The sequence below is a fragment of the Vreelandella massiliensis genome (assembly GCF_900155385.1).
GTDB lineage: Bacteria > Pseudomonadota > Gammaproteobacteria > Pseudomonadales > Halomonadaceae > Vreelandella > Vreelandella massiliensis.
In genome coordinates this window covers 178,590-203,904 of record NZ_LT699745.1, presented here as the reverse complement: position 1 = coordinate 203,904, position 25,315 = coordinate 178,590, and the positions used below count along the sequence as shown (strand labels likewise).

General features: G+C 58.7%; 15 protein-coding genes. 10 read left to right on the top strand and 5 right to left on the bottom strand.

Annotated features, from left to right (window positions below; translation table 11 throughout):
* Window positions 1–14: 14 nt before the first annotated feature.
* Window positions 15–458, top strand: a complete 444-nt coding sequence (locus BQ9846_RS05535; protein WP_160865845.1) for a YcgN family cysteine cluster protein — start codon at window positions 15–17, stop codon at window positions 456–458.
* Between the two features lie 141 nt (window positions 459–599).
* On the opposite strand, the gene BQ9846_RS16680 is transcribed toward BQ9846_RS05535, so the two are convergent.
* The gene (locus tag BQ9846_RS16680) at window positions 600–761 is read right to left on the bottom strand and encodes a hypothetical protein (protein ID WP_159437907.1); all 162 of its coding nucleotides are present in this window, start codon (window positions 759–761) and stop codon (window positions 600–602) included.
* A gap of 293 nt (window positions 762–1,054) precedes the next feature.
* Between BQ9846_RS16680 and BQ9846_RS05530 the strand changes: the two genes are divergently transcribed.
* Window positions 1,055–1,777, top strand: a complete 723-nt coding sequence (locus BQ9846_RS05530) for a Crp/Fnr family transcriptional regulator (RefSeq protein ID WP_144049382.1) — start codon at window positions 1,055–1,057, stop codon at window positions 1,775–1,777.
* On the opposite strand, the gene BQ9846_RS05525 is transcribed toward BQ9846_RS05530, so the two are convergent.
* The 3 genes from BQ9846_RS05525 to BQ9846_RS05515 form a co-directional block, all read right to left on the bottom strand.
* Window positions 1,774–3,006, bottom strand: coding sequence for a sensor histidine kinase (locus BQ9846_RS05525; RefSeq protein ID WP_075879638.1), 1,233 nt, complete (start codon window positions 3,004–3,006; stop codon window positions 1,774–1,776). The two genes, BQ9846_RS05530 and BQ9846_RS05525, sit on opposite strands and share 4 nt — an antisense overlap.
* Before the next feature lie 142 nt (window positions 3,007–3,148).
* A complete protein-coding gene (locus BQ9846_RS05520) occupies window positions 3,149–4,906 on the bottom strand; it encodes a methyl-accepting chemotaxis protein (RefSeq protein ID WP_075879637.1) in 1,758 nt (585 codons plus the stop codon).
* 175 nt (window positions 4,907–5,081) lie between these two features.
* Window positions 5,082–7,478 carry a putative bifunctional diguanylate cyclase/phosphodiesterase gene (locus tag BQ9846_RS05515; protein ID WP_075879636.1) on the bottom strand — a complete coding sequence of 799 codons (2,397 nt, stop codon included), beginning with the start codon at window positions 7,476–7,478 and terminating at the stop codon, window positions 5,082–5,084.
* A gap of 282 nt (window positions 7,479–7,760) precedes the next feature.
* Between BQ9846_RS05515 and BQ9846_RS05510 the strand changes: the two genes are divergently transcribed.
* From BQ9846_RS05510 to BQ9846_RS05480, 4 genes are all read left to right on the top strand, one after another.
* Window positions 7,761–9,233, top strand: a complete 1,473-nt coding sequence (locus BQ9846_RS05510) for a methyl-accepting chemotaxis protein (protein WP_075879635.1) — start codon at window positions 7,761–7,763, stop codon at window positions 9,231–9,233.
* Window positions 9,234–9,414: 181 nt separating this feature from the next.
* Window positions 9,415–13,689, top strand: coding sequence for an EAL domain-containing protein (locus tag BQ9846_RS16325; RefSeq protein ID WP_083651483.1), 4,275 nt, complete (start codon window positions 9,415–9,417; stop codon window positions 13,687–13,689).
* Between the two features lie 66 nt (window positions 13,690–13,755).
* The gene (locus tag BQ9846_RS05485; RefSeq protein ID WP_075879634.1) at window positions 13,756–15,255 is read left to right on the top strand and encodes a GAF domain-containing protein; all 1,500 of its coding nucleotides are present in this window, start codon (window positions 13,756–13,758) and stop codon (window positions 15,253–15,255) included.
* Window positions 15,242–15,844, top strand: coding sequence for a biliverdin-producing heme oxygenase (locus BQ9846_RS05480; protein WP_075879633.1), 603 nt, complete (start codon window positions 15,242–15,244; stop codon window positions 15,842–15,844). The genes BQ9846_RS05485 and BQ9846_RS05480 overlap by 14 nt, the downstream gene beginning before the upstream one ends.
* On the opposite strand, the gene BQ9846_RS05475 is transcribed toward BQ9846_RS05480, so the two are convergent.
* Window positions 15,816–17,957: a S9 family peptidase gene (locus tag BQ9846_RS05475; RefSeq protein ID WP_075879632.1), complete on the bottom strand. Its 2,142-nt coding sequence runs from the start codon at window positions 17,955–17,957 to the stop codon at window positions 15,816–15,818. The two genes, BQ9846_RS05480 and BQ9846_RS05475, sit on opposite strands and share 29 nt — an antisense overlap.
* Before the next feature lie 71 nt (window positions 17,958–18,028).
* Between BQ9846_RS05475 and BQ9846_RS05470 the strand changes: the two genes are divergently transcribed.
* The 4 genes from BQ9846_RS05470 (at window position 18,029) to hrpA (ending at window position 25,261) form a co-directional block, all read left to right on the top strand.
* Entirely contained in the window at window positions 18,029–18,451 is a 423-nt protein-coding gene (locus BQ9846_RS05470; protein ID WP_075879631.1) for a hypothetical protein, read from the top strand.
* Between the two features lie 20 nt (window positions 18,452–18,471).
* Window positions 18,472–19,269 (top strand): class II glutamine amidotransferase, encoded by a 798-nt coding sequence (locus BQ9846_RS05465; protein WP_075879630.1) that lies wholly within the window; start codon window positions 18,472–18,474, stop codon window positions 19,267–19,269.
* A 149-nt stretch (window positions 19,270–19,418) separates the two neighbouring features.
* The gene (locus BQ9846_RS05460; RefSeq protein ID WP_075879629.1) at window positions 19,419–21,098 is read left to right on the top strand and encodes an AMP-binding protein; all 1,680 of its coding nucleotides are present in this window, start codon (window positions 19,419–19,421) and stop codon (window positions 21,096–21,098) included.
* A gap of 176 nt (window positions 21,099–21,274) precedes the next feature.
* On the top strand, window positions 21,275–25,261 hold the full coding sequence (gene hrpA, locus BQ9846_RS05455) for an ATP-dependent RNA helicase HrpA (protein WP_075879628.1): 3,987 nt from the start codon (window positions 21,275–21,277) through the stop codon (window positions 25,259–25,261).
* Window positions 25,262–25,315 lie beyond the last annotated feature (54 nt).

Sequence of the window (25,315 nt, the reverse complement as noted above, 5' to 3'; positions counted from 1 at the left end):
ACAAGGGGGAGAGCATGAGAGAACGGTTCTGGGAGCGCTACCCGCTTGAGGAGCTAACGCGGGAGGAGTGGGAAGCGCTATGCGATGGCTGTGGCCAGTGCTGTCTGCTGAAGTTGCACGATGAAGATACTCAGGAACTCGCCGTATTGAACGTCGCTTGCCGCCTGCTCGATACCCACAGTTGCCAGTGCAGCGATTATGCAAACCGCTTTGATAGCGTGCCCGACTGCACGCAATTGACGCCGGCCCTAGTGAAGGAGTTTACCTGGCTGCCCCAAAGCTGTGCGTACCGGCGCGTAGCGGAAGGGCGCAAATTAGCCGGCTGGCATCCACTCCTAAGCAACGATGCAGAGCGTGTCCACCGCAAAGGCATTAGCGTGCGAAGCTTTGCGGTATCGCAAGATAGCGTGCCGGAAAGCAGGCTCGAAGAGCACATTATCGCCATCCTGCCGATGTAGCTAGATCTTCCGTTCCCCGGGCTTCTACCCCCTCCCTGATCCTCTAAACGCAAGTGCAGTTGTAGCGGTTTCGTAAGCCCGCAGCCAAGTAGCGTCTCTTCGTGGAAGCGCGGGTTCTTGCCTCCTCCCGTTTTGGCTTTTTTACGCTGCGCCTTTTGGCGTATCCCAAATGGACCATATCGCTTCTTTCAGTGCTTCACCCACGGGCGGGGTGGTGGCACTTTTCGGCGTGCTTGCACGTGGCTTGGTGCTTGGCTTGCTGGGGGTATCCCAAATGGTGGGAAAGCTCTCTTGATATGCCATCGTCAGGCTCCTGTTATGCCTTTTGTGTGTATCTCTTCGTGTCTTTTGATATGCGACTTAGGTGTAATATAGCGGGAATTTTATTTTATGGAAAGTATTTCCATAAAAATATGGAAAATAATTCCATAGAATGTGCATGAGAGCGCGAAAGGGTTGATCCGCATTATTACCGGCGCGGGTAAGCGTGAAGGGGTATGAGGAATGTGGTAAAAAAACGCATGGACTCAGGTGAATGACTGGTTCTCATCGCTTAATTGCGCCCTGGTACTCTGCATCCTCAAGGAAACGACCGCGTGAACAGCACAGGTAGCCAACAAATGCCGCATGTGAGCTGCCACTTTTGTGGGCAGCGGGCATTTTGTTTTCCTTCGGCACTGCCGCGTCAAGCGCTGGAGTCGTTTGATCAATTAGTCGAGCGGCCATTGCCGTTTGAGCACGACAGCGTGATTGTCCAGTCAGGAGAACCGTTTCGTTTCTTGTTGATGGCGCGTTCTGGGCTTATCAAGCAGGTGGCGGACGCCGACTCCAAACAGCCACATCAGCTTTTGGATATCTATCTGCCCGGTGAGGTGGTGGGCCTTGAGGCGATTGGCGATACCCACGTGGGCTCGTCATTTTTGGCCGCGGATAAGGCCTTCATCTGCCGTATCCCCTATGGAAAGCTGACGCTATTTGGTTTGCGCCATCACAGCGTACAAAAAGCACTGCTGTTGAAAATGGGGCGTCAGTTGCGCCAGCGCCAGCGTCGTTTTGAGCTTATCTACGGGCGTTGTGCTGCCAACAAAGTGGCCAGTTTTTTGTTGGACCTTTCGACAAGGCTAAAACAGCAAGGCAAAGTCCCCGACCGTTTTGCCTTGCCGTTATCGCAAATCGAGATCGCAAGCTACCTTGACCTTGCCCCGGAAACCGTCAATCGCCATCTTCGCCGTTTGAAAAAAGAGCGTGTTGCCACCGTGGCTAACCGTGAAGTGGTGATTCATGCGTTTGCGGGGCTGTTGGCGGACGCAAAACGTTAAGCCCTCGCGTCGGCCAGCGGCAGGGTAAACCAGAAGCAGCTACCCTTGTCGGGTTCGCTCTCGACGCCCATCTCACCGTTCATTTTGTTGACAAGCTCTTTGGCAATCGGCAAGCCGATGCCACTGCCGCCCGGTGCGTCGCCGTCAGCGTCCAAGCGGTCGAATACTTCAAACAGCCGGGAGTGTTGCTCAGGAGCAATGCCCGGGCCGCTATCCTCCACGCCGATGCGAGCTTTATGGTCTTGAATCGCCAGCGAGATTTTGACGCTACCGCCGGGCCGGTTGTACTTAATCGCGTTGGAGATAAGGTTGTAGAGCACCTGGCGCAGACGGGTGGGGTCGGCCATTACTTCGCTGCCCGCGTGGTTCATCGGGGCGAAATAGCAGGCAAGCCCCTGTGCTTCCATGTCGGCGCTCAACGAATCCATGATCTCGTTGACCACCTCCACCACGTCCAATGGCTCGGGATTGACCGGTAGGGCATTCACTTCGAGACGTGAGAGGTCCAAGACGTCGTTGACCAGTGTCAGCAGGTGCTCGCCACTGCGGCGAATCTTCTTTACTTGACGGTGCTGCGGGTCGCTTAGGGGGTGGCGGTGGCTTTTAAGCAGAAGGTCGGAGAACCCCATGATGGCGTTGAGCGGCGTGCGTAACTCGTGATTCATCTTGGCTAAAAAACGGCTTTTTGCGTGGTAATACGCAACGGCCTCGTCGCGCGCTTGCTGCAGCGACTGATTGAGCTCGTACTGATGCAAAATGGCCTCCACTTGGGAGGCAAGAAGCGCCAAGCGACGCTGATCCGCAGGCCCAAAGTGGCGGGGCTTATCGTCAATCACGCATAGCGTGCCTAGCGGCAGGGAGCGGTTGTGCAGGTAGATCGGCACACCGGCATAAAAGCGGATATGCGGCTCGCCCGTTACCAGCGGATTATCGGCAAAGCGCGCGTCTTCCAATGCGTTTTCAACAACCAGTGGGGCATTGTCGGAAACAACAAAGCCGCAAAAGGCGATATCACGCGGCGTGCTTTTGGGGGTGAACCCTTGACGCGATTTAAAGCACTGTGTCTTCGCATCCACCAGCGAAACCAATGCCGTGGGAACGGCGAAAATGTCCTGGGCTAACTCGGTGATATGGTCAAGATTGGGGTCACTGTCGTCATTGAGGATATCAAGCGTGTGAAGCACCGCGAGGCGCTGCTCTTCGTTCGGGGGGAGAGGGGCAGTGGGCATCGTTAGAATCCTTGGTGCCATTTTTATACGGCACTTCGTCGAGCATTTCGTGGCGATGTATCCGCCACGACATGCTTCCTTTTCATCTTGCAGTTCAGTGTTAGTTCAGACGGTTACGCTCTTGGGCTCGCCTTCCCCGGTGTTAAAATTCAGCCCACTCCGCTTCGGGTGCGTCTTGGCCTAGCCGGTGTGAAGCGGCTGCCTCGCGGTGGCCCCGACTTTGTTGGCTCGACGCGTTTCTCGCCTGACCTTGCGTCTCCCTACTGTGAGGCAGTGCGGCCTGACCTTTGCCGCTCGGCAGCTTTTGGAGATACGCATTACGTTGGCGTTCGTTTAAAAAGGCCATCGCGCTATGCGAGAGCCCGCGAATCTGCTCGCCAAGTTCAGCGGTGGCCTCCTTGTAGGTACCCATGCTGGCAGCGCTGGATTGCGTGCTATGGTCGATATCGTTGATGGCGCTGCTGATCTGGCGAATACCTTCGCTCTGCTCGTGGGTGGCCGCGGTAATTTCGCCCATCAGGTCGTTCACCCGGTGGCTCGCCGAGCGGATTTTTTCCATGGCGTCGGTGGCTTCATGCGCGTGCGCTTGCCCGCCGTGAATACTTTTGCGCGCCTGATCAATCAGCCCCTGCACCTGCTTGGCCGCATCGGCGGATTGGCTGGCGAGCTTGCGCACTTCTTCGGCCACCACGGCAAAGCCGCGCCCGTGCTCGCCGGCACGCGCCGCTTCGACCGAGGCGTTGAGCGCCAGAATGTTGGTTTGAAACGCAATGGTGTCGATCGTGCCGACGATGCCGGCCATGTTATCGGCGTGCTGAGTGATCTCTTCCATGGCATTGGCAAGGTTACCCATCACGTCGCTGGTGTGGTCCACTTCGTTGACGTTACCCACGGAGGCGTTGCTGGCCTGGGTAGCGTTATCGGCGCTTTGCGCCACGGTGGAGGAGATCTCTTCAGCACTGGCCGCCGTTTGCTGCACGGCCGAGGCCTGTTGTTCAAGCCGTGAGGCCATGGCGTCATTGCCCTGGGAGATACTCTCCACGGCGGGGCCGACCCGTTCAACGCGTTCGTTAAGATCGCCGATCAGCGCTTCTAGCGAGCGACGGGTGAAATCCATGGTGCCAAGGGTATTATCCATCTCCCTTTTGCCGATACGCGGAATACTGGCTTCCAAGTTGCCGGCCGCCAACTGCAGGGCAAAGTCGTTGGTGCTATAGAAAAAGCGCCGATGGCGTAAGCCGTTATAAAGCTGCCAGGCGCCTACGCCGAGGCCACCCACCACGCCTATGCCCAGAAATGCCATGGCCGCGCTGCTCTGCGGTGCCAGCTGGTTAAGGGTGATGGCGGCGGCGAGGCCTAGCCCACCGAAGAGGCCAAAGCCGACAAGCGCTGAAAAAGCGGACTTCACCCGCATGCTGTTAACGTTAATCGGCATAAGGCGGCGCAGCGAACGGCGGTAAGCAACGCCGTGTTTGACTTCATAACGTCCGCCCTGCTCGCGAATATCGCGGTACACCGCTTCTGCGTGCGCCACTTCTTGGCTGCTGGGCTTAATACGAATGGAGCAAAAACCGGTGACTTTGTTACCTTCGCGGATAGGGACCACGTTAGCCCGCACCCAGTAGTGGTCGCCGTTTTTGCGCCGGTTTTTGACCAAGCCCGACCAGTATTTGCCCGCTTTTAAGTCATCCCACATATCCTTGAACACCACTTCCGGCATATCCGGGTGGCGGACGATATTGTGGGGCGACTGGTAAAGTTCGTCGTAGCTGAAGCCACTCACATCGATAAACGCCTGGTTGGCATAAAGAATGTGGCTTTGGCTATCGGTCTTTGAGATCAGGACGTCACCGTCGCTGAGGACGTACTCCCGCTGAGTAACGGCACCATTATCGCGCATTACATTTACCCTAAGTGAAATGAGACTACCTAATTTTAAGTTGTACAAGTTTACTGCAGGGGAGTTCTATTATTGTCTAGGTTTTAAGACGTAAATGTATGGCTACTTAAGGAAAAAAACAAATATTTTTACCATTTATTTACATAATACTTGGGATAGGCAGAAGTTATTAGCGTCAGGCGGGCTGTGGCTTGCGTGATGCGAGCCAATTTTCCACGGCGGTGAAGGGCATGGGGCGGGCAAGAAAGTAGCCTTGAAACACATCGCAATCTAACGCCACGAGCGCTTGGCGCTGTTCTGCGGTTTCGATACCTTCCGCGACCACGGTGAGATCAAGGTGGTGGGCAAGGCCAATAATGCCGCTGACAACGGCGGTATCTTTGCGGTTTTCCGGCAGATGGGTGATAAAACTGCGATCGATTTTCAGCGTGTCGACCGGCAGGTGGCGTAGGTAGCTAAGGCTTGAGAATCCCGTGCCAAAGTCGTCGATGGCGACGTGAATACCCATGTCGCGCAGGGCGTGTAGCGTAGCGATTGCCCCTTGGGTGTCATTCATGAGCACGCCTTCGGTCAGCTCAAGCTCCAGCCGTGAGGCCGGCAAGCCGGTGGTTTCCAACGTCGCGGCGAGCGTTTTTAGAAAATCCTCGCGATGAAACTGCAGCGGCGACAAATTGATCGAGATAAGGCAGTGGTTGGGGAGCGAGGGCGAAAGGGCGAGTAAATCCTGTGCGGCGCGCTCCATGACCCACTGCCCGAGAGGGATAATTTGCCCGGTTTGCTCGGCAAGGGGGATAAAACGCCCCGGCGAAATATAGCCTTTGTCGGGATGTTGCCAACGCAGCAGGGCCTCAAACCCTTTGATGGTGCCGTCCGCGTTGATAAGCGGCTGGTAGTGGAGGCTGAACTGCTCTTGTGTGATCGCTTCTTGGAGATCGTTGCGCAGCATCAGCCGTTGCGTCAATTTGGCATTAATGTCATGGGTGAACGTTTGTATTGCATTACGCCCCTGCTTCTTGGCTTTGTACATCGCCATATCGGCATGCTGGATGAGTTCGCTGGGGTTGTTAAGGTGCTCGTCGCTTAAAGCGATACCAACGCTGGCTGACAAATGCAGCTCATGGTCGTCAATTTGGTAGGGCTGTTCGAGGTCATGGATCACCCGCTCGGCGATCTCTTCGGCCTGGTTGAGATCGGCTAGATCGGGCAGCAGCAGAACAAACTCATCACCACCAAAGCGGCACAGGGTATCCGAGGGCCGAATGGTCGCCTCTAGGCGCTTGGCCACGTTGATCAATACGCGGTCCCCCACGGCATGGCCGAGCGTATCGTTGATCGGCTTGAATTCGTCCAAATCGATAAACAGCACGGCGATGAGCTGCTGGTGACGCTTGGCGAGCTCGACATCGTGGCGCAAATGATCTTCAAACAGCGCGCGATTACCCAGGCCGGTCAGCGCGTCGTGGGTGGCGTGAAAAGCGAGTTGGTTTTCGTGATTCTTACGCTCCGAGATGTCATTCAAAATGCCGATAAAGTGAGTGACCTGGCCATCGCTTGCGTGAACCGGTGAAATAAACACCTGGTTCCAGAAGGGGCGGCCATCTTTGCGGTAGTTGCGCACGGTGAGGTCGACGGCGCGTGCCTCGCTCAATGCCTGGTGCATCTGCGCTACCGGCTCGGGGTGAGTGTCGGGGCCTTGCAAAAAGCGACAGTTGCGGCCTTTGACCTCCTCAATGGGATAGCCCGTCATCTGTGTAAACGCCGGGTTGGCGTACACAATCGGCTGATCCGTTTGCGTTGCATCGGCGATTAACACGCCGTTGCTGCTGGCCTGCAGGCTGCGCTCAAAAATATGCAGCTGCGCTTCGCTCTGGTGGCGCTCTAGGGCAAGTCGCGCCAGGCGTGTGGCGTTGGTGATCGTCAGTTGCTGCGGTGCTGATGGCTCACCCGGCGTGGGGAAGATCAGTAGTAGAGCCCCAAGCTCGTCGGGGTGGGTGGCATCGATGGGTACCAAATAAGCCGACCGGTAACTGTGTTGGTAAAGCGTTTGGCAAAGGGGCTGCGAAATGGGTGATACAGCCTCTTTATCCGCGAGGTTGATGGCCTTAAATACCGGATAAAACGGGTCGATGCCGCGTTCGACGAGCGTTTTCATGTGTCCGCGAAACTCGCGGCTTTGTGCCAAAGGGGTGGCGGCGCTTAGCGAGATGAGCTCGCCATTGGCATCGCCGGTACGGGCACTCCATACCAGGGCGTGGGCATCGGGAATTTGCTGTTCAAGAAATTGGCAGGCGTGCTCAAGGGTGGTGCGGTAGGGGGCACCGCGCGCAATCAGTGCCTGCAGGCGGTTTTGGCTCTCTAGCTGGCGCTTGGCGAGCGAGAGTTCACGGGTGCGCGCGCTATGTTTGGCCATGATGATGGCTAAGCCGATACCCCCAAGCAGCATCGTGACCGCGCTCAACGCGGCGCTAACCCAAAGTCCCGCCCCACCCATGACGACCGCCACGACGCTACCCAGCGCGACGAGACAGACGATGGTCACCAGTAGGAGGGCTTTAAGGTTGAGGGCATTCATCGATGTTGCGTCTTGTTATATGAGGAAACTCTATTTGTAACATACATAGCCGTTAACTAACGAGGTAATTGGCTGCAACTATCATACGACGCCATCAATGCCAGCCTACGTTGAAATGGCGTGAGTCGAAGTAGGGAAATCTTTCTATGGATATCACAAAAAGGATTGATAATGGCGCCGAGGATTTTTAAAGTGCCGGCCCGGAAAATACTTACAGCCGCTGATCAGCGTCTACCCCAAGTGACGCTACGTTCAAGCGATTGCCTGCCTCTGAGGAACACCATGTCCAACGCTTTGTTTTCGCGCCATAGGGCGCACACCGACCGCTTAATGTGGTTCCCCCTCGGGCTGATTGCCGTTTTATGCCTGATTGTGGGCGTTTTTACCCAAACACTCCTGCTGGCTGTGAGCTACGCTGTGGTGACGCTACCGCTGACATTTTGGCTTCAGCGCCATTTTACCGGCCATTCGGTTAACGGCTTCGTGAAAGCCGCCGTGATGATGGGCTGGTCGGCGGTACTGATCGAGCAAAGCGGCGGTTTGATCGAGGCACACTTCAGTATTTTCATTCTGCTCTCGGCGTTGATTCTGTACAGCGATTGGCGCGTGATTATGGTGGGGGGCGCCGTCATCGCGCTTCACCACGCGCTATTTACCTGGCTGCAGCACTTGGGCTATGTCGACCTCTATAGCAGCATGATGGGAATGGGTGGCGACGTTCACGGTATCGCCGAGCTATTAGCGTGCCTTGTGATGCACGGCGGTGCAGTGGTGGTGCAAGTCGTGATACTGGGGTACTTGGCTAAAGTGCTGGCGCGCATGGTGGCGGAGGGCTTACACGTAAGCCGCTTTGCCCATCAGGCGGGTGAAGGCAAGCTGGATATGGCATTCTCGGCGGCTGAAACGCGTCTTCCCGCCGTGGCCGCGATCGCGACAATGCGTGACCAAGTGGCGCAGAGTTTGCGCCATACCCAATCCGCGGCAGATGACGTCACCACCTATAGCCAACGGCTTTTTCGCGCTCAAGAGCAATTACGCGAGCAGACAACGCGTAACAACAGCCAGATTGAGCGGATTTCCACCAGTGCCACCGAGCTTGCCGCGACTACCCGCGAAACCGCCGAGGAGTCGCAAAGCGTGCGCCAGCTTGCCGGTGAGGCGGAGAAAGTGGCGCGTGAAAGCGGCGAGCAAGTGGCGGCCATGCGCGAGATGATGGCGTCGCTTAATGCACAGGCGAGCCAAATTGCCGAGATGCTGGGCGAAATCGATAACATTACCTTTCAAACCAACCTGCTGGCATTAAACGCCTCGGTTGAGGCAGCGCGTGCCGGCGAGCACGGGCGTGGTTTTGCCGTGGTCGCGACCGAGGTGCGCAAGCTCGCCGGCAACACGCAAGAGACCGCCGCGCGTATCCGTACGACCATCAATGCCACTACCGATCAGGTGAAACAGGGCGTGGCGCAAACCGTTAAAGTCGGCGAAACCAATCAGTCGCTGGTAAAAGGGTTTGAGCAAGTGGCCGAGCGCTTAAGCAGCATGGATAATGCTGTCCAGCAGCAGCACCAGGGCATCGAGGAGTTGGAGCAGAGTGTGAATGAAATTCACAACGCCTTGGAGCTCTCGCGGGAGGCGGTGGAAGCATCGCACGACATGGCCGAACAGCTCTCCGCCACCGCCGATACGCTGGTGCGCGCGGTCAGTGGATTCACCCTGCCAAGCAGTGCGCCCTCTGGTCAGCGGCTACTGCCTTCGTAAGCTATGCCGCGTTAAACCCCCATGTATCCGCGTTATACGCCCGCCTCTGTGCGGGCGTAGGCATTTGTGGTGCATGCAAGCGTGTCTTATTGTGCTTTGTCTAGGTAGACTGTTCCGCAAAATATGCTAATGATCAAAATACGTCGCTGCTTTGCTGAGATAACTACCCCAAGGATTGTTCATGAGTGTTTCGGTATCGCCTATCGTGGTGGGAGTGGGGGCCTCTGCAGGGGGGCTAGAGGCGATTACCCAACTGATACGCTCCCTCGACCCCGAGCTGCCGATGGCCTACGTCGTGCTACAGCACGTTTCACCGGCGCACAAAAGCCGGTTGGTGGATATTTTGAGTCGAGAAACGCGCCTTAACGTGGAGCGTTTGACCCATCTGAAGGCCCCAAAAGCCGGGGTGATTTACGTCGTGCCGGCCAATATTACCGCCACCATGAAAGAGGGGGTGTTCCACGCGACGCCAGCCAAGGCGCACCTGACTCCCAATCCCTCGATTAACGATTTCTTCATCTCGCTGGCAATCGATGCCGGCGATGCCGCGGTGGGGATTGTGCTCTCGGGTACCGGCTCGGACGGGACGGCCGGTTTGCGCGAAATTCTAGCCGCCGGGGGCATCACCATGGTGCAATCGCCCGACAGCGCCCAATATGCCGGTATGCCCCACGCGGCGCTACAGGCGAGCGTCGGAGATTACGTGCTGCCGCCGGAAGCGATGGCCGAATTTTTAGCCAAGCTTTCTCGCGCCGAGCAGGTAAACCACGAAGAGAGCCAGCAAACGGTCATAGATCAGTTGCTCACGCTGTTAAAAGCGCGCTGTCAGCTCGATTTTGCCGGCTATAAGCCTGCCACCCTAAGTCGGCGCATCCGGCGCCGTTTGGCGGCCACTCAGCAAGGAGATCTTACCGAGTACCTTCACCTGGCGGAACGCGACCCCGACGAGCTCGATCGGCTCGCCCGCGATATTTTGATCTCCGTGACGGCGTTTTACCGCGACAGCGATGCCTTTAAAGCGCTAGAGCGCGCAGCGTATACGCTTATCAAAGAGGCTGGTGAGGGTGAAGTACGGGTGTGGGTTGCCGGCTGCGCCACGGGCGAAGAGGCGTATTCGGTGGCGATGGTGCTGGCGGAGGCCAAGCGGCAGCTGGAAAGCCAAAGCATTGTGCAGGTTTTTGCCACGGATATCGACGAGGCGGCGCTGGAAGTCGCCCGGCGGGGATGCTATCCCGCGCCCGCGCTCAGAAAGGTGTCGCCACCCCTACTTGAGCGTTACTTCACGCCAAATGAGGACGGCTTTGAGGTAGGTAAGACGCTGCGCGACATGATCGTATTCGCGAAGCACAACATGGTGAGCGACCCGCCGTTTTTACGTTTGAATTTAGTCACCTGCCGCAATGTGCTGATCTATTTTGACAAAGAACTGCAAGCCAGGGTGTTGCAGCGCTTTCACTTTGGTTTGCTTCCGCAAGGGGTGCTGTTTTTAGGTCGCTCGGAAAGCATTAGCCAGTCCGAATCGCTCTTTACCCCCCTTGATCAGCGCGAACGCATTTTTTGCAAGCGGGATGGCCACCATGAGCTTGCCCAGAAAAGCCAACCACCTTCGTCAATGCCAACGTGGGGGAGGCGTGAGCAAGATAAGCCGCCTCTGGAACCGGTGGCTGAGCTGCCTACCGATGAAAGCGCCTTGGATCGATTAATGGCACCGCTTGAGCTTGCCGATGGCGCAACCGTGGAAGAAGAGCTAGCGGCCACTCGCAAGCACTTGCAAACGCTGGTGGAAGAGTTGGCGGCGGCGAACAGAGAGATGCAGACGCTTAACGAAGAGGCACAAGCGTCGAATGAAGAGCTACAAGCCACCAACGAAGAGATGGAGGCGTCCAACGAGGAGCTCCAGGCGACCAACGAAGAGCTCATTAGCCTTAACCAGGAGCTTAACGACAAAACCGCTGAGCTTTCTCACCTTAATGAAGAGTATGCCTACCTTTACGACGCCTTAGAGTTTCCGCTGCTGGTTTTTGATACGGCGTGCTGCTTAAAGCGCTACAACGCCCCGGCGGCTCACGCCTTTAACTTTCGCCCAACGGCGCTGACACGACCGGTGACGGGATTGACGTTGCCCGAGGCGCTAAGCGACCTGCCCGCGCTATTAGCGCAGGTGATGGATCAAGGGGTGCCCGACGAGCAAACCATCGAGTTTGAGGGGCGCTTGCTTCAACGGGTGGTCACACCCGGCGTTAGCCGTGAGGGGCGCGTGGAGTTACTGGTCGTGACATTGAAAGATGTCACCGATCTCAGTCTCGCCCAGGCCAAGCTGAAGCAGTCGCAGGCGCAGCTGCACGCGCTGATGGAGAACACTCGCATCCTGCTGGCGCTGAAGGATTTAAGCGGCCGCTATACCTTTGCCAACCCTCAGTTTCTCAATACGTTTGGTCTTAAAGAGCAGGATCTGATTGGCAAGAATCCGTTTGAGGTATTCCCTGAGGCGTTTGCCGGTTCGGTTTGGACGCGGGACTTGGAAGCGTTGCGCTACCAGACGATCGTGCAGGCCGAGCATGCATTGGCCGATGACGGCATACAAAAAATCTTTTCCACGGTGCATCAGGTGCTGCGCGATGAAGAAGGCCATCCGCAGCTCATTTTGACCGAAGCGGAAGACATCACTCAGCGTAAGCTCGCCGAGCGGGAAATGCAGGTGGCCGCCAAGGTTTACGAACAAGCCGGCGAAGCGATTGTGGTTATTAACGCGCGCGGCCAGGTGCAATCGGTCAACGCCGCCTTTACCGGGATTACCGGTTTCGAAGCCCACGACGTCATAGAGAAATCTGCCGCTACATTTTTATACGCGGGGCTGGAAAAGGCCGAAGCGTGTACTTCCGCGAGTGAAATGGCCGACGATGATTTGACCCAGTTGTTACGCCGCGATGCGCTTAGCCATGGAGAGAGCGATCAAGGTGGGGATAGCTGCGACATCATTTGGGAGGTGGTCAAGCATCATGGCTTCTGGCAGGGCGAGGTGTTCAACCAGCGGCGCGACGGTACGCTTTTCTCGCAGTGGTTAACGCTGAATTGTATCGAGCCCGACCGCTACGATGGGCGGCTCTATGTCGCCGTTTTCTCCGATATTACCCATATTAAAGAGTCCCAGCGCCGCGCTGAGTACCTGGCCACGCATGACGCGCTAACGGGCTTGCCCAATCGCACCCTGTTTCAGGACCGCTTGCAGGTGGCCATTGCTAACGCCCGCCGCACCCAGCAACTCAGCGCGTTGATGTTTTTGGATCTGGACAACTTTAAAAGTATCAACGACACCCTCGGCCACGATGTGGGCGACGAACTGTTGATTCAGGTGGCCGCGCGGCTGCGGGAGTTGGTGCGCGAGCTGGATACTGTCGCTCGCCTCGGTGGTGATGAATTCACTGTTATTCTGGTGGATACCACCATTGAAGGGGCGGAGCAGGTTGCCAAGCGCATTGTCGAGTCGCTGGCTCGCCCGTTTGACGTGCGTCGACACTCGCTGTTTGTCACCGCGAGCATCGGGATGGCGCTCTGCCCGGTGGACGGGGAAAACGTCGCCGGACTGACAAAAGCGGCGGATACCGCCATGTACCGAGCAAAAGAGAACGGGCGTGACCGCTTCGAGCTGTTTAAGCCCGAGCTGCAAGAGCAGTTAATGCGCGATGTGGCAATTGAGCAGGGGCTGCGCGATGGCATGGAGCACGAGCGCCTGACCTTGGTGTATCAGCCCAAATTTTCCAGTGCAGACCCCGACAAACTCGTGGGCGCCGAGGCGCTGTTGCGCTGGCAAGATCCGGCGCTTGGCCAGGTGAGCCCCGCCGATTTTATCCCGGTTGCCGAGGCCACCGGTTTGATTCTGGAGCTTGACCGTTACGTGGCTTTTATGCTGATCCAACAATTGGCCTCCTGGATCGCTCAAGGGAACACGCCGTATCCCATTGCCATGAACGTGTCGGCACGCAGCTTCCAAGAGGAGCGTTTTGTCGCGCACCTCTTCAGTCTATTGACCCAGTACCGCGTGCCGTATGCATTAGTCCAGGTTGAAATTACCGAGAGCACGCTCGTGGATCGCTCAAGCTCGGCGCTTGGCAATATCGAGAAGCTGCGCGAGGCGGGCATCAAATTGGCGGTGGATGATTTTGGCACCGGCTACTCATCGCTGGCTTACCTAAAGCGGATGCCGTTGGCGGAGCTTAAGATTGATAAAAGCTTTGTGGATGGCTTGGGCGGGGATGACGAGAGCGACCAAGCGATTGCCATGGCCATTTTGGGTATGGCAAAAGCCCTCAAAATTCGTACGGTGGGCGAGGGGGTCGAAACACAGGCGCAGCTTCAATGGTTGGCGGATAACGGCTGCGATTTTGTTCAAGGCTATTGGCTCTCCCGCCCATTAACGCTTGAGGATTACACACGGTTGATGACCGAGCGCCAATGACGTTAAGCGCGGCCCCCGTTTCCGTTGATGGCATCTAAACAGGGCGACCCACAAGAGGTGTTATGAATGGCGTATAGTCCTGGCTTTATTGCCCAGTGCGAAGAGGAAAAACTGCATCTCTCGGGTGCCATACAGCCCCATGGCGTGCTTTTGGTGTGCGACCGCCAAGGGCGGCTTTCGCATGTGTCGGCTAATGCTGCTGAGTGGTTAGGCGAAAAGGCCACACCCGCAGCGCTGCTGGGGCAGCCGTTGCCGCATTTTTTGCGCGAGGTGGATGCTGGCGCGGCACCACTAAATGCCGGTGAGCATTATCTGGGCCAAAGTCACGTCTCGGCACAGGAGTTTGATGTCGTCATAAGCGACAACGGTGAGCAGCGCCTCTTTGAACTCTACCCGGTCATAGCGCATGCCAAGGCGTTGATGGCGCCGGTGGCAACGCAGCCTATCCCCCGAGACAGCGCTGAGCTTGATGCGCAGTGCCAGCAGCTGCTTGAGACCCTACGCGAAATGAGCGGCTACGACCGAGTGCTTTACTACCGTTTTCTCCCCGAAGGCGATGGGGAAGTCCAAGGTGAAGTGCTGCGCGAAGCGAGCATGGGGCGTTATAGGGGCCTGCGCTTTCCGGCAAGCGATATTCCCCAAGTCGCCCGCGAGTTGTATCTGGCCAATCCCTGGCGTGCCATTCCCGATGCCAAGGCGGAGCCGGTGCCGATTGTCAGCCGAGAGGAAGATGCCGTACCCAATCTCTCCTGGGTCGATTTGCGCAGTGTCTCGCCGGTCCATCAGGAGTACATGGCCAATATGGGCGTGGGTGCCGCGGTGTCGCTGCCCATTGTGTTCGGCGGCGAGCTCGACGCGCTGATTTCTTGCCATGCGGCGACCCCGCGCCCGCTGACCGTTAGCCAACTGAGCGCGATGCGCGAAGAGCTTGATGCATTTAACCTGCGCCTACGCGATTTTAAAGCACGCAGGCGGCTTCAAATATTTGAAGGCTTGCAACACCACTTTGGCCAGGCGCAGACGGTATTGAAGCATCACGGCTCCATCGAAAAAGCCTGGCCCGAGCTAAGCCAGTGGTTGCTGGAGACGTTCAATGCCGATGGCGTTGTCCTGCAAATCGGTACGACCTATTACACCCAGGGCAGCGTGCTACCCAAAGAGGGCATCGCGGCGGTGGACGCGCGGATTCGCCAGGAGGGGCGCTCATTGTGGCTGAGCGACCGGCTCTCTTATGACTGCCCTAATCTGCCGCTCACGAGCGTGGCGGGGGTCGCCGTGGTGCGCGACCTTCCGTTGGACCCGCACGAAACGGCCCATCTTTACCTATGCCGTGAGGAGTACATCTACCAAGTGACGTGGGGCGGTAACCCCGATAAACCCGCGGATTACCGCCAAGGCGGGCGCGGTATTGCCCCTCGGCGCTCGTTTGAAGCCTGGGTGGAGCAGCGCCTAGGCCATAGCCGGCCGTGGTCCAAAAATATCCAGCTTTATCTGCTTAAACTACGCGCGCTGTTACAGCAAGCCAAACGTCACCTCGAAGAGGAGCGTGACAGTGGAAGCGGATAAGCTAGCGCGTTTTCTCAAAGCCTACACGCGCCAAGCGCACCACCGGGTAGACCAACACCCCCTGCTTAAGCCGCTGATGCAGGCTAAGCTGGAGGTTAACCACTACGGATATGCGTTAACCGCGCTTTATCCCGCCGTTTGTTGGCTTGAACAGAGCGTCATGAACGCCGCCACTGCCTATCGATGGGCTTACCCTGTCGTGTCGCGTAGCGCGCTGTTAGCCGCCGACCTGGCAGCGCTTGGCTGGGTCGCACCGACCGGGATAACGACTAAGGCCAGTTTGCCCGCCTCCAAGGCGCACGCCTTAGGTGCCCTTTACGTGCTGGAGGGCTCGCGCCTGGGGGGCGAAATGATCGCCCGTCACGTGCAAAAGCGTCTAGGAGAGACCGTGCCGCGGAGATTTTTCACCGCGCCACATCCCCTAGGCCCCGGCTTTTGGCCGCTCTTTTGGCGCTTTGCCGTCGCTGAATGCGCTCCCCGCGAGTGGCAAGCCGTGGGGGATGGGGCATGGCAAGCGTTTGCGAGCTTTGAAACTAAATTGTCCCTAGCGCAACCTCTTCTTACGCCAAGCCCAGCGCCCAAAGAATAAACGCATCTTGACGCGCGTTATCGCGCCACGCTTTAAACCGGCCCGAAGCGCCGCCGTGGCCGCTCTCCATATCAGTGTGCAGCAGAACGGGCGCCCCGCCTTGTTGGCACTGGCTCACCCGGGCATAAAACTTCGCCGGTTCCCAGTAGCCCACCCGCGTATCAAACCAGTTTCCCTCTATCCACAGCGCGGGATAGGTCTGTGCGGTGACGTTATCCAGCGGCGAGTAGGCGGCCATGCGCTCTGCCACCTCGGGCGCTTGGGGGTTGCCCCATTCGCTATATTCGGCGGTGGTGAGCGGAAGCTCGGGGTTTTGCATGGTGCGCAGCACGTCGAGAAACGGCACATCAAGCACCGCCGCGCAGAAGGCGTTGGGCGCTCGGTTAACACAAGTGCCCACCAGCATGCCGCCTGCGCTCGCGCCCACGGCGACGATGCGGCGCGCATCGCTGACACCCTGTTCGACCAGAGCGTCGCGCGCGGCGAGAAAGTCGTGAAAGCTGTTCTCTTTATGCGCCATCTTACCGTTTAAGTACCACGGCTCGCCACGCTCGCCGCCGCCGCGCACATGCGCCACCGCAAACACAACGCCGCGGGCGAGCAGTTCCAGTCGCGCGATGGAAAACCACGGGTCCAAGGGCTCGCCATAGGCGCCGTAGCCGTAAAGCAGTGTTGGCAGCGGTTGGCCATTGTCCACTTGAGTGGCGAGGTCGGCGCGCATCACCATCGATACCGGCACCTGCTCGCCGTCGGCGCTTTGCGCCCAGATTTGCCGGCTTACAAGCTGCTCAGGTTGAAGGTCGCCGTAAAGCGGCTGGGTTTTGACCACACGGCGCTGGCCGGAGGTGACCTCCAGCTCAACCCAGCGTGGCGGCTGAGTAAACGACTCTTCGCGCAGACGCAGCGTCGTGGTGGCGAAGTGCGGCGCGTCTTCTAAAAACTGCGAGCAGGGCGTTTCGGGGAGTGCTAAACGCTCATCGCCAATGATATGCGGGTGGCGCGCTGGGGAGGCGCTGCTTGGGTCATCAAGCACTAATCGGCGCAGGTAAACCTGCGCTTCAAGATGGTCGCGTTCGGCGACCACTAACCCCCAGGCGAACGCATCGACACCTTCCAGGGTGGCCTCTTGGCGGTGGGCAAGCAGCGTTTGCCAAGGGGTTTGGGCGTCGACACCACCCGCCAACGCGTGCGCCTCACTGATGACATCGAGTTGAAAGTGAGGGCCAGCGTGGTTGTGCAGGCGGTAGAAGGCGCCGGGCCGGTGGTCGATGCTCGCCTCGACCCCGGGCGTTCGCGGGTGGAGGCACACCAGCGGGGCATCCGGCTTGTGCGCGGGAACCCCTTGTACCTCGCTGGTGTCCTTGGAGGCGGATTCCACCAGTAGCCACGCTTTTGAGCGCGTTTTACCGATGCCGACCCAAAACTCCGGGTCCGGCTCAATAAAGACGCGTTCGGGCGTGCCGGCGGCGGCGCTATCGGTGTGGGTGTGCCACGCAAGGGGGAGCCGCCAAATACTCTCCGGTCGCTGGGTGGTATCAAAACGGGTGAAAAGGAGCGTTGCGCCGTGGGCGCTTTGATCCTCCGCCCAGCACAGGCTAGGGCCAATATCCTCGAGCAGCCGCTGAGGTGCGCCATCGGGTAGGCGCTTAAGCCACAGTGAGAAACGTTCGTCGCCCTGGGTGTCCTCCGTCCACGCGAGCCACTGCTCGTCAGGGGGGAGGGCCATATCGCCAATGTCGAAAAAATCGTGCCCGGCGGCGCGCGCGGGGAGGTCAAAAAAACACTCGCGGCTTTGCGGCTGGCCGATGGGGTAACGCCACCAGCGCGGGTAGTCGTCATCGGCGCCGGTTTCGCTGTAGACGGTAAAGTGGTCAAGCGCGGTCTCAAGGCCGGTAATGGCAAGTTCCCGACGCGCCAGGTGGCCCTCATAGAGCGCCTTGGCGAGCGGTTCAAGCGGCGCGAACCAGGCGGCGTGCTGCGCGTTGGCCGCGGTCAGGAAGTCACGGACCTCGGGCGCTTCGGCGTCTTCCAGCCAGTGCCAGTGCGGGTCATCGGCGCGAAAATAGCGCGCCACCGGCGAAGCGCTTGCGTTGCTTGGCTGTGCTTTGCTCAATTGATAGGTACCATTAGCTAAATGAGTGTCGGGTACGTTGGCCCGCGAGAATCGTATCGTGTGAGGGTATTATGCTGTTTGCTGATTCAATGTCACTGCTTTGGTTGAGCTATTACGCTGTTTCGCTGGTTGTCTTGATCGCCGTTTACTTTGCCTTGGCGCTACTCCCGCGTCTAGCGCGCTTGGTCGTGACCTGGGGCGTCGCTGGCGCCATGTGGGCACCGGCGCGTTTTCGCTTACCGCTGGTGGAAGAGGGCGAGTTCTACACCGGTTGGGCGCCCTCGGCGATGGTGGCGGCCGTGGGCGTTATGGAAAGTAACGCCGGTGCCCTTCGCGCGGGACTGATGTGGTTGTTATTGGGTGTGGTGCTGGGCGCTTTGGTGGGTGTGGCACTTTGGTGGTGGCGCCGCCCAAGTGCTGGTGAGCGCCAGGAGCGCGAACCGCACGCTGAGTCCGAGCCACAAACGCCACGCCGCCGTGAACCGGTGCTCTAACGTCCCCAAGGAGCGTCAGAATGTGCGAGCTTTTGGGCATGAGCGCCAATGTGCCGACCGATATCTGCTTTAGTTTCGCCGGCTTTCTGCATCGCGGTGGCGGGACAGGACCGCACCGCGATGGCTGGGGGATCGCGTTTTACGAAGAGGGAGGGTATCGGGAGTTTCGCGACCCGCACCCCTCGGTGGATTCGCCCATCGCTCGGCTGATTTGCGACTACCCAATTAAATCCCACGTGGTCATCAGCCATATTCGGCAGGCCAATGTGGGGGGCGTGCGCCTTGCCAATACCCACCCTTTTACTCGGGAGATGTGGGGGCGGCCGTGGTGCTATGCCCACAACGGCCAACTGAACAAAGAGTGGAAGGCCTTACCACTGGGCGCCTATACGCCGGTGGGCACCACCGATAGCGAGCACGCGTTCTGTTTTTTGATGGGCGAGTTACGTCGCGCCTTTCCCGAACCACCGACGCAGCCAGAGCGTTTGTGGCAGCATCTTCATGGGCTGTGTGAACGCTTGCGCGGGCTGGGTGTCTTTAATCTACTGCTCTCCGATGGCATCTATCTATACACTTACTGCTCGACCAAACTGGCGCACATCACCCGTCGCGCGCCCTTCGGCGAGGCCGAACTCTCGGACGCGGAATTGACGGTGAATTTTGCCGAGCACACAACGCCCAATGATGTGGTCTCCGTGATCGCCACCGAACCGCTCACCCATAACGAGACCTGGCAGCGAATGGCGCCTGGTGAGCTTCTGGTGTGGAAAGAGGGCGAAATCCAAACGCGCATTAGCACGGACTCAACGTCAGAATAAAACAAAAGTTTCAATCGATCGTTTTACAGTATTGGTAGAGTCGTATATCGTTTAAAGCCGGGTTAAACGGTTCTAAAAGCGGTTCCAGGAACGGCTTTAAAAAACAATAAGGTCGGTGCCAACCCCGACCCCCATAGCGGAGATTGCTGATGAGCGAACACGCCAATACCCCCGTTAACCAGGCGGGTGTGCTTCAGGGGCCTGAACTCAAAGGGCTAGCGGATTACGACTCGGTGACGGATGTGTTTCACGCTGCGGTGAAGCGATACGCCTCCAAACCCGCTTTCACCTGTATGGGGCAAACGCTAAGTTTTGCTGATCTTGACCGCCTGTCGGGGGACTTTGCCGCTTGGCTTCAGCATGAAACCGACCTTAAGCCGGGGGATCGTATCGCGATCCAGCTGCCTAACGTGTTGCAGTTTCCGGTGGCCGTGTTTGGCGCGCTTCGCGCGGGACTGGTGGTCGTGAACACCAACCCGCTCTACACCGAGCGGGAAATGGCCCACCAGTTCAAAGACGCCAATGCCAAAGCGATTGTGATCCTGGCCAACATGGCCGATAAGTTAGAGCGCGTACTGGATAAAACCGATATTAAACACGTGCTGGTCACCGAGCTTGCCGATCTACACGGCGCGCCCAAGCGCTGGCTGATTAACGCCGTGGTCAAGCACGTTAAAAAAATGGTGCCGGGGTACTCGATCGCCAGCGCGCTAGGATTTCGGGAGGCGCTTAAAAAAGGCGCATCGCTTGAGCACCAGGATGTCCACCGCCATCAAGAGGACCTCGCCGCGCTGCAGTACACCGGGGGCACCACCGGTATGCCCAAGGGCGCAATGCTGACGCACCGTAACCTGGTGGCGAACATGCTGCAGGCCCGCGCGGCGATTGGCGGTAACTTAAACGACGGCGAGGAGCTAATGATTGCGCCGCTGCCGGTTTACCACATCTACACTTTTACGGTGAACTGCCTGTTTTTGATGGAAACCGGCAACCACTCGCTGCTGATTACCAACCCGCGCGATTTGGATAGCTTCGTTAAAGAGCTGAAGGGACTGCCGTTTACTGGGTTTATCGGCTTGAACACGCTGTTCAACGCGCTGTGCAACCGCGACGATTTCAAGCAGTTGGATTTCTCCAAGCTGCACCTGACCATTTCGGGCGGCATGGCGCTGACCAAAACCACCGCCAAGCGCTGGGAGGAGGTGACCGGCTGCCCCGTCGCTGAAGGGTACGGGCTGACCGAAACGTCGCCGATTGTGAGCTTCAACCCCCAAGATGCGATCCAGCTTGGCAGCATTGGTAAGCCGGTCGCGGGTACCGAAGTGAAGGTCATCGACGCTGATGGCAACGACTTGCCGCTCAATGAGGCGGGGGAGCTTTGTGTCCGGGGGCCGCAGGTGATGAAAGGCTACTGGCAGCGCGAAGATGAGACCCGCCATTCGATTGACGCCGATGGCTGGTTCCATACCGGTGACATCGCGGTGCTGCAGGAGGATGGCTATATTCGCATCGTCGATCGCAAAAAAGACATGATTCTGGTGTCGGGCTTTAACGTCTATCCCAATGAAGTGGAAGATGTGGTCGCGGCACACCCGGATGTGCTGGAGAGCGCTGCCGTGGGTGTCAAGGATGAGGCCAGCGGTGAGGCGATTAAACTCTTCGTGGTGGCCCGCAACGATAAGCTCGATAGCCAAGCACTACGCGAGTGGTGCAAAAAAGAGCTGACGGGGTATAAAGTCCCGAAATTCGTCGAGTTTCGCGATGAACTGCCGAAAACCAACGTGGGCAAAGTGCTGCGCCGCCAACTGCGCGATGAGGAGAGCGCGTGACGCTAGGTTAGCCGCCACCCAAACGAAAGCGTTACACTATCCGGCCCGCTCAGATGAGCGGGCTGCCTTGTTTTCAAAACAGTTTTGAAAACAGCTTTGAAACCTGTTGTGAAAAAAAATGTTTTACACGCGTTTTGCGACCGTTTTACGTGACCGAATAGGAACCCACGCCGATTGTGACCACTGATACCCCTTCCTCCCAGAGCGATGCGCAGCGCCTTGAGCGCCTCTTCCAGGCTATTCCCACCTTGATGCACCGCGATGCCGAGGCGCTGAACAAGCGCTTGGCCGGGCTCAAGCGGCGCCTGCGCGAGAATAAGCCGATCGACCGCGGGCTGAACAAGGTGGCACAAGAAATGGCGCAGGCAGAAAGCCGTCTTGAGCAGCGTAAAAGCCAGCCTGTCACGCTCAATTATCCCGCGGAGCTTCCGGTGGTGGAGCGCCGCGAGGATATTCTTCGCGCCCTGAGCGAGCATCAAGTCGTCATCGTGGCAGGGGAAACCGGCTCGGGGAAAACCACGCAGTTGCCCAAAATTTGTTGGGAATTGGGGCGTGGCCAGCGTGGTTTGATCGGCCACACCCAGCCGCGGCGTCTCGCGGCGCGCAGCGTGGCCACGCGCCTTGCCGAAGAGATGGAGGTGCCGCTGGGTGAGCAAGTGGGCTATCAGGTACGTTTTACCGACCAGAGCCGCGACACCACCCTGGTCAAGCTGATGACCGACGGGATTCTGCTCGCCGAGACCCAGCACGACCCGCTACTGCTGCGCTACGACACGATCATTATCGACGAGGCGCACGAGCGCAGTCTCAATATCGATTTTCTGCTCGGCTACCTTAAGCGGTTGCTGCCCAAGCGACCCGATCTCAAGGTCATCATTACCTCGGCGACCATCGACGTTGAGCGCTTTGCCGCGCACTTTGGCAGCGTCGAAGCGCCCGCCCCGGTGGTGGAGGTGACCGGTCGCACCTATCCGGTCGAGGTGCGCTACCGGCCACTGGTGCGCGACGATGAAGACGAAGAGGACCGCACGCTGCAGGAGGGGATTCTCCACGCGGTGGAGGAGATTGAGCAGATCGAGCGGGAAAAGGGCTGGCTGCACGGCCCGCGCGATGTGTTGATCTTTCTTCCCGGTGAGCGCGAAATTCGCGAAACCGCCGATACGCTGCGCCGCGCCGACCTTAAAGGCACCGAGATACTGCCGCTCTACGCACGCCTCTCCAACGCCGAGCAGAACCGCGTGTTCGCGCCCCATAAAGGCCGGCGGATCGTGTTGGCGACCAATGTGGCGGAAACCTCGCTCACCGTGCCCGGTATTCGCTACGTGATCGACCCGGGGTTGGTGCGCATCAGCCGTTACAGCTACCGCTCCAAAATTCAGCGCCTGCCCGTTGAACCGGTGAGTCAAGCAAGCGCCAACCAGCGCAAGGGCCGCTGCGGGCGTATCGCGGAAGGGGTATGCATTCGTCTCTATGACGAAGAGGATTTTCTCTCGCGGCCCGAGTTTACCGACCCGGAAATTCAGCGCACCAATTTGGCCTCGGTGATTCTTTCGATGCTGGCGCTGAAGCTCGGCGAGATCGAGGCCTTCCCGTTCGTCGACCCGCCGGATAGCCGCTTTATCAAAGATGGTTTCCGTTTGCTGTTCGAGCTCGGCGCGGTGAGCGAAGCGCAGCGGTTGACCCCGCTTGGGCGCAAGCTGGCGCGGCTCCCCATCGACCCGCGTCTGGCACGCATGGTGCTGGAGGGCGCCGAGCGTGGCAGCCTGCGCGACGTGCTGGTGGTGGTCTCGGCGCTGGCGATACAGGACCCTCGCGATCGCCCGGCGGACAAACGCCAGGCGGCGGATCAAGCGCACCAGCGCTGGCACGACCCTGACTCCGATTTCGTCGCGCTTTTGAACCTCTGGCACGGCGTGGAGAATGCCCGCGAGGCGCTCTCGGGCAACCAACTGCGGCGCTGGTGCCGCGAGCACTACATTAACTACCTGCGTGTGCGCGAGTGGCACGATACCTTCCGCCAGCTGCGCCAACTGCTGCGCGATATGGAGATCGAGGTGCCCGCGCCGCTGCCCCGCGACCCCGAGCAGAGCGAAGAGCAAGCGCGCCAAGCGCGGCGTAAAACCTCAGGCAAGCTGCACCAGGCGCTGCTCTCGGGGCTTTTATCGCACCTAGGGCTTTTGAACGAAAATCGCGAATACCTCGGCGCGCGCAATCGCAAGTTCATGATTCACCCCGGCTCTGGGCTGGCCAAGAAAACACCCAAATGGGTGATGGCGTTTGAGCTGGTCGAGACCTCGCGGCTTTTCGCCCGCACCGTGGCCAAAATCGACCCGACGTGGATTGAGCCCCAGGCTCAGCACCTGGTCAAACGCAGCTACGCGGACCCGCACTGGGAGATGAAGCGTGCCCAGGTGGTGGCCAAAGAGCAGGTGACCCTGTTTGGCTTGCCGATTGTCACCGGACGCCGGGTGCACTACGGCCCCATCGCCCCCGAGGAGTCCCGCGAGCTGTTTATCCGTCGCGCCTTGGTCGAGGGCGAGTTTCGCACCCGAGGCGAGTTCTTCGCGCACAATCGCGCCTTGATCGAAGAAGTCACCGATCTGGAAGACCGTGCGCGCAAGCGCGATATCCTGGTCGACGAAGAGACGCTGTTCGCGTTTTATGATGAGCGTATCCCGGCCGATATCGTAAACGGTAAAGGTTTTGAGCACTGGCGCAAACAGGTCGAGCGCGAAGACCCCGAGGCGCTTAAGCTCGATTTAGCCATGCTCAAGGCCCGCGACGCCGGCGAAGTGACCAAGACGCAGTACCCCGATCACATCACCCTTGGTGGGGTGAGTTACCCTTTGAGCTACCACTTCGCCCCTGGAGCGGAAGACGATGGCGTGACCATCACGGTGCCGGCGGCGATGCTGCCCCAGCTACCCGTCCAGGCGCTGGAGTGGCTGGTGCCGGGGCTTCTGCGCGAAAAGTGCATCGCGCTGATGAAATCGCTGCCTAAGGCGATTCGCCGCCAGGTGGTGCCGATCCCTGACTGGGTCGATGCGGCGCTGGAGACGCTGGTGCCTAACGAACGGTCGCTGACGGAAGCGTTGGGTGACTTTATTCGCCGCCGAACCGGCACCCGGGTGCACCCCGATGATTGGCGCCTGGATCAGCTTGAGCCGCATCTGTTCATGAACGTGCGGGTGGTCAACCACGCGGGCGAGACGCTGGGACAGGGGCGCGATGTGCGTGCGCTGGAAAAACGCTTCGAGGAAGCCGCCAGTGCCGGTGCCCAAGCCTTGGCCAAACAGGTCAGTGACGCGCCGGCGGTAACGGAGCTGCCCGATGAGCCCCTGCCCGCGTCCAATGTGACCGAGCAGGCCGGCATTCGTGTGGAGGCGTATCCGGCGCTGGTCAGCGAAGGCGGGCAGTTCAATGTCGCGCTCTTTGATCACCCGGCCAAGGCGCAGGCTGCTCACCGCGATGGCGTGGCGCGTTTGGCGATGGCGAAATGCCCCGAACAGGTGAAAACCATTAAGCGCCTGCGCGGGGTGGAAACCTGCGCGCTGCTGTTCGCCAAGGTGGGCAGCAAACAGGCACTGGTGGATGATTTGGTGCGTGCCACCTTTACCCAAGTGGTCGCGGTCGAGCCGCTGCCGCGCGCCGCGGGCGAGCTGTCTGAGCGCCTTGAAGCCTGCCAGGCGGCGCTGATTCCCCATGCTGAGCAACTACTGGCGCAGACCGAAGCGGCATTGAAAGAGCACTTAGCCGTCAGCAAACAGCTCAAAGGCCAGCTAAACTTCGCCTTGGCGTTGACCTATAGCGATATTAAAACCCAGATGCAGCGCTTGGTGTATCCAGGGTTTATCAATGATGCCGGTGCGTGGCTGTCGGAGTATCCGCGCTATATGCAGGCGGCCCTCATTCGGTTGGAGAAAGCCCCTCGCGAGCGCGGGCGCGATCAGATGATGATGAGCGAAATCCAGGCACTAGAATCACGCTGGGAGGCGCGACGCGAGTCGCAGCGTCGAGGCGATGTAGAAGATCCGGCGCTCGTCGACTTTGGCTGGTGGCTGCAGGAGCTTCGCGTGTCACTCTTTGCCCAGCAGCTGGGCACGCAAATGCCCGTCTCGGTCAAACGGCTGGAAAAACAGTGGCAGGCCATTACCGAAACGTAAGCGAAAGTTGGCAGGGCCTACGGTAAAGGACTGGTCAAACCGGCCGGAAAAGCA

Coding starts and splice junctions, on each gene's coding strand:
- BQ9846_RS05535 (WP_160865845.1), top strand. CDS start 15: ATGAGAGAACGGTTCTGGGAGCGCTACCCGCTTGAGGAGCTAACGCGG.
- BQ9846_RS16680 (WP_159437907.1), bottom strand. CDS start 761: ATGGCATATCAAGAGAGCTTTCCCACCATTTGGGATACCCCCAGCAAG.
- BQ9846_RS05525 (WP_075879638.1), bottom strand. CDS start 3,006: ATGCCCACTGCCCCTCTCCCCCCGAACGAAGAGCAGCGCCTCGCGGTG.
- BQ9846_RS05520 (WP_075879637.1), bottom strand. CDS start 4,906: ATGCGCGATAATGGTGCCGTTACTCAGCGGGAGTACGTCCTCAGCGAC.
- BQ9846_RS05515 (WP_075879636.1), bottom strand. CDS start 7,478: ATGAATGCCCTCAACCTTAAAGCCCTCCTACTGGTGACCATCGTCTGT.
- BQ9846_RS05510 (WP_075879635.1), top strand. CDS start 7,761: ATGTCCAACGCTTTGTTTTCGCGCCATAGGGCGCACACCGACCGCTTA.
- BQ9846_RS16325 (WP_083651483.1), top strand. CDS start 9,415: ATGAGTGTTTCGGTATCGCCTATCGTGGTGGGAGTGGGGGCCTCTGCA.
- BQ9846_RS05485 (WP_075879634.1), top strand. CDS start 13,756: ATGGCGTATAGTCCTGGCTTTATTGCCCAGTGCGAAGAGGAAAAACTG.
- BQ9846_RS05470 (WP_075879631.1), top strand. CDS start 18,029: ATGCTGTTTGCTGATTCAATGTCACTGCTTTGGTTGAGCTATTACGCT.
- BQ9846_RS05465 (WP_075879630.1), top strand. CDS start 18,472: ATGTGCGAGCTTTTGGGCATGAGCGCCAATGTGCCGACCGATATCTGC.
- BQ9846_RS05460 (WP_075879629.1), top strand. CDS start 19,419: ATGAGCGAACACGCCAATACCCCCGTTAACCAGGCGGGTGTGCTTCAG.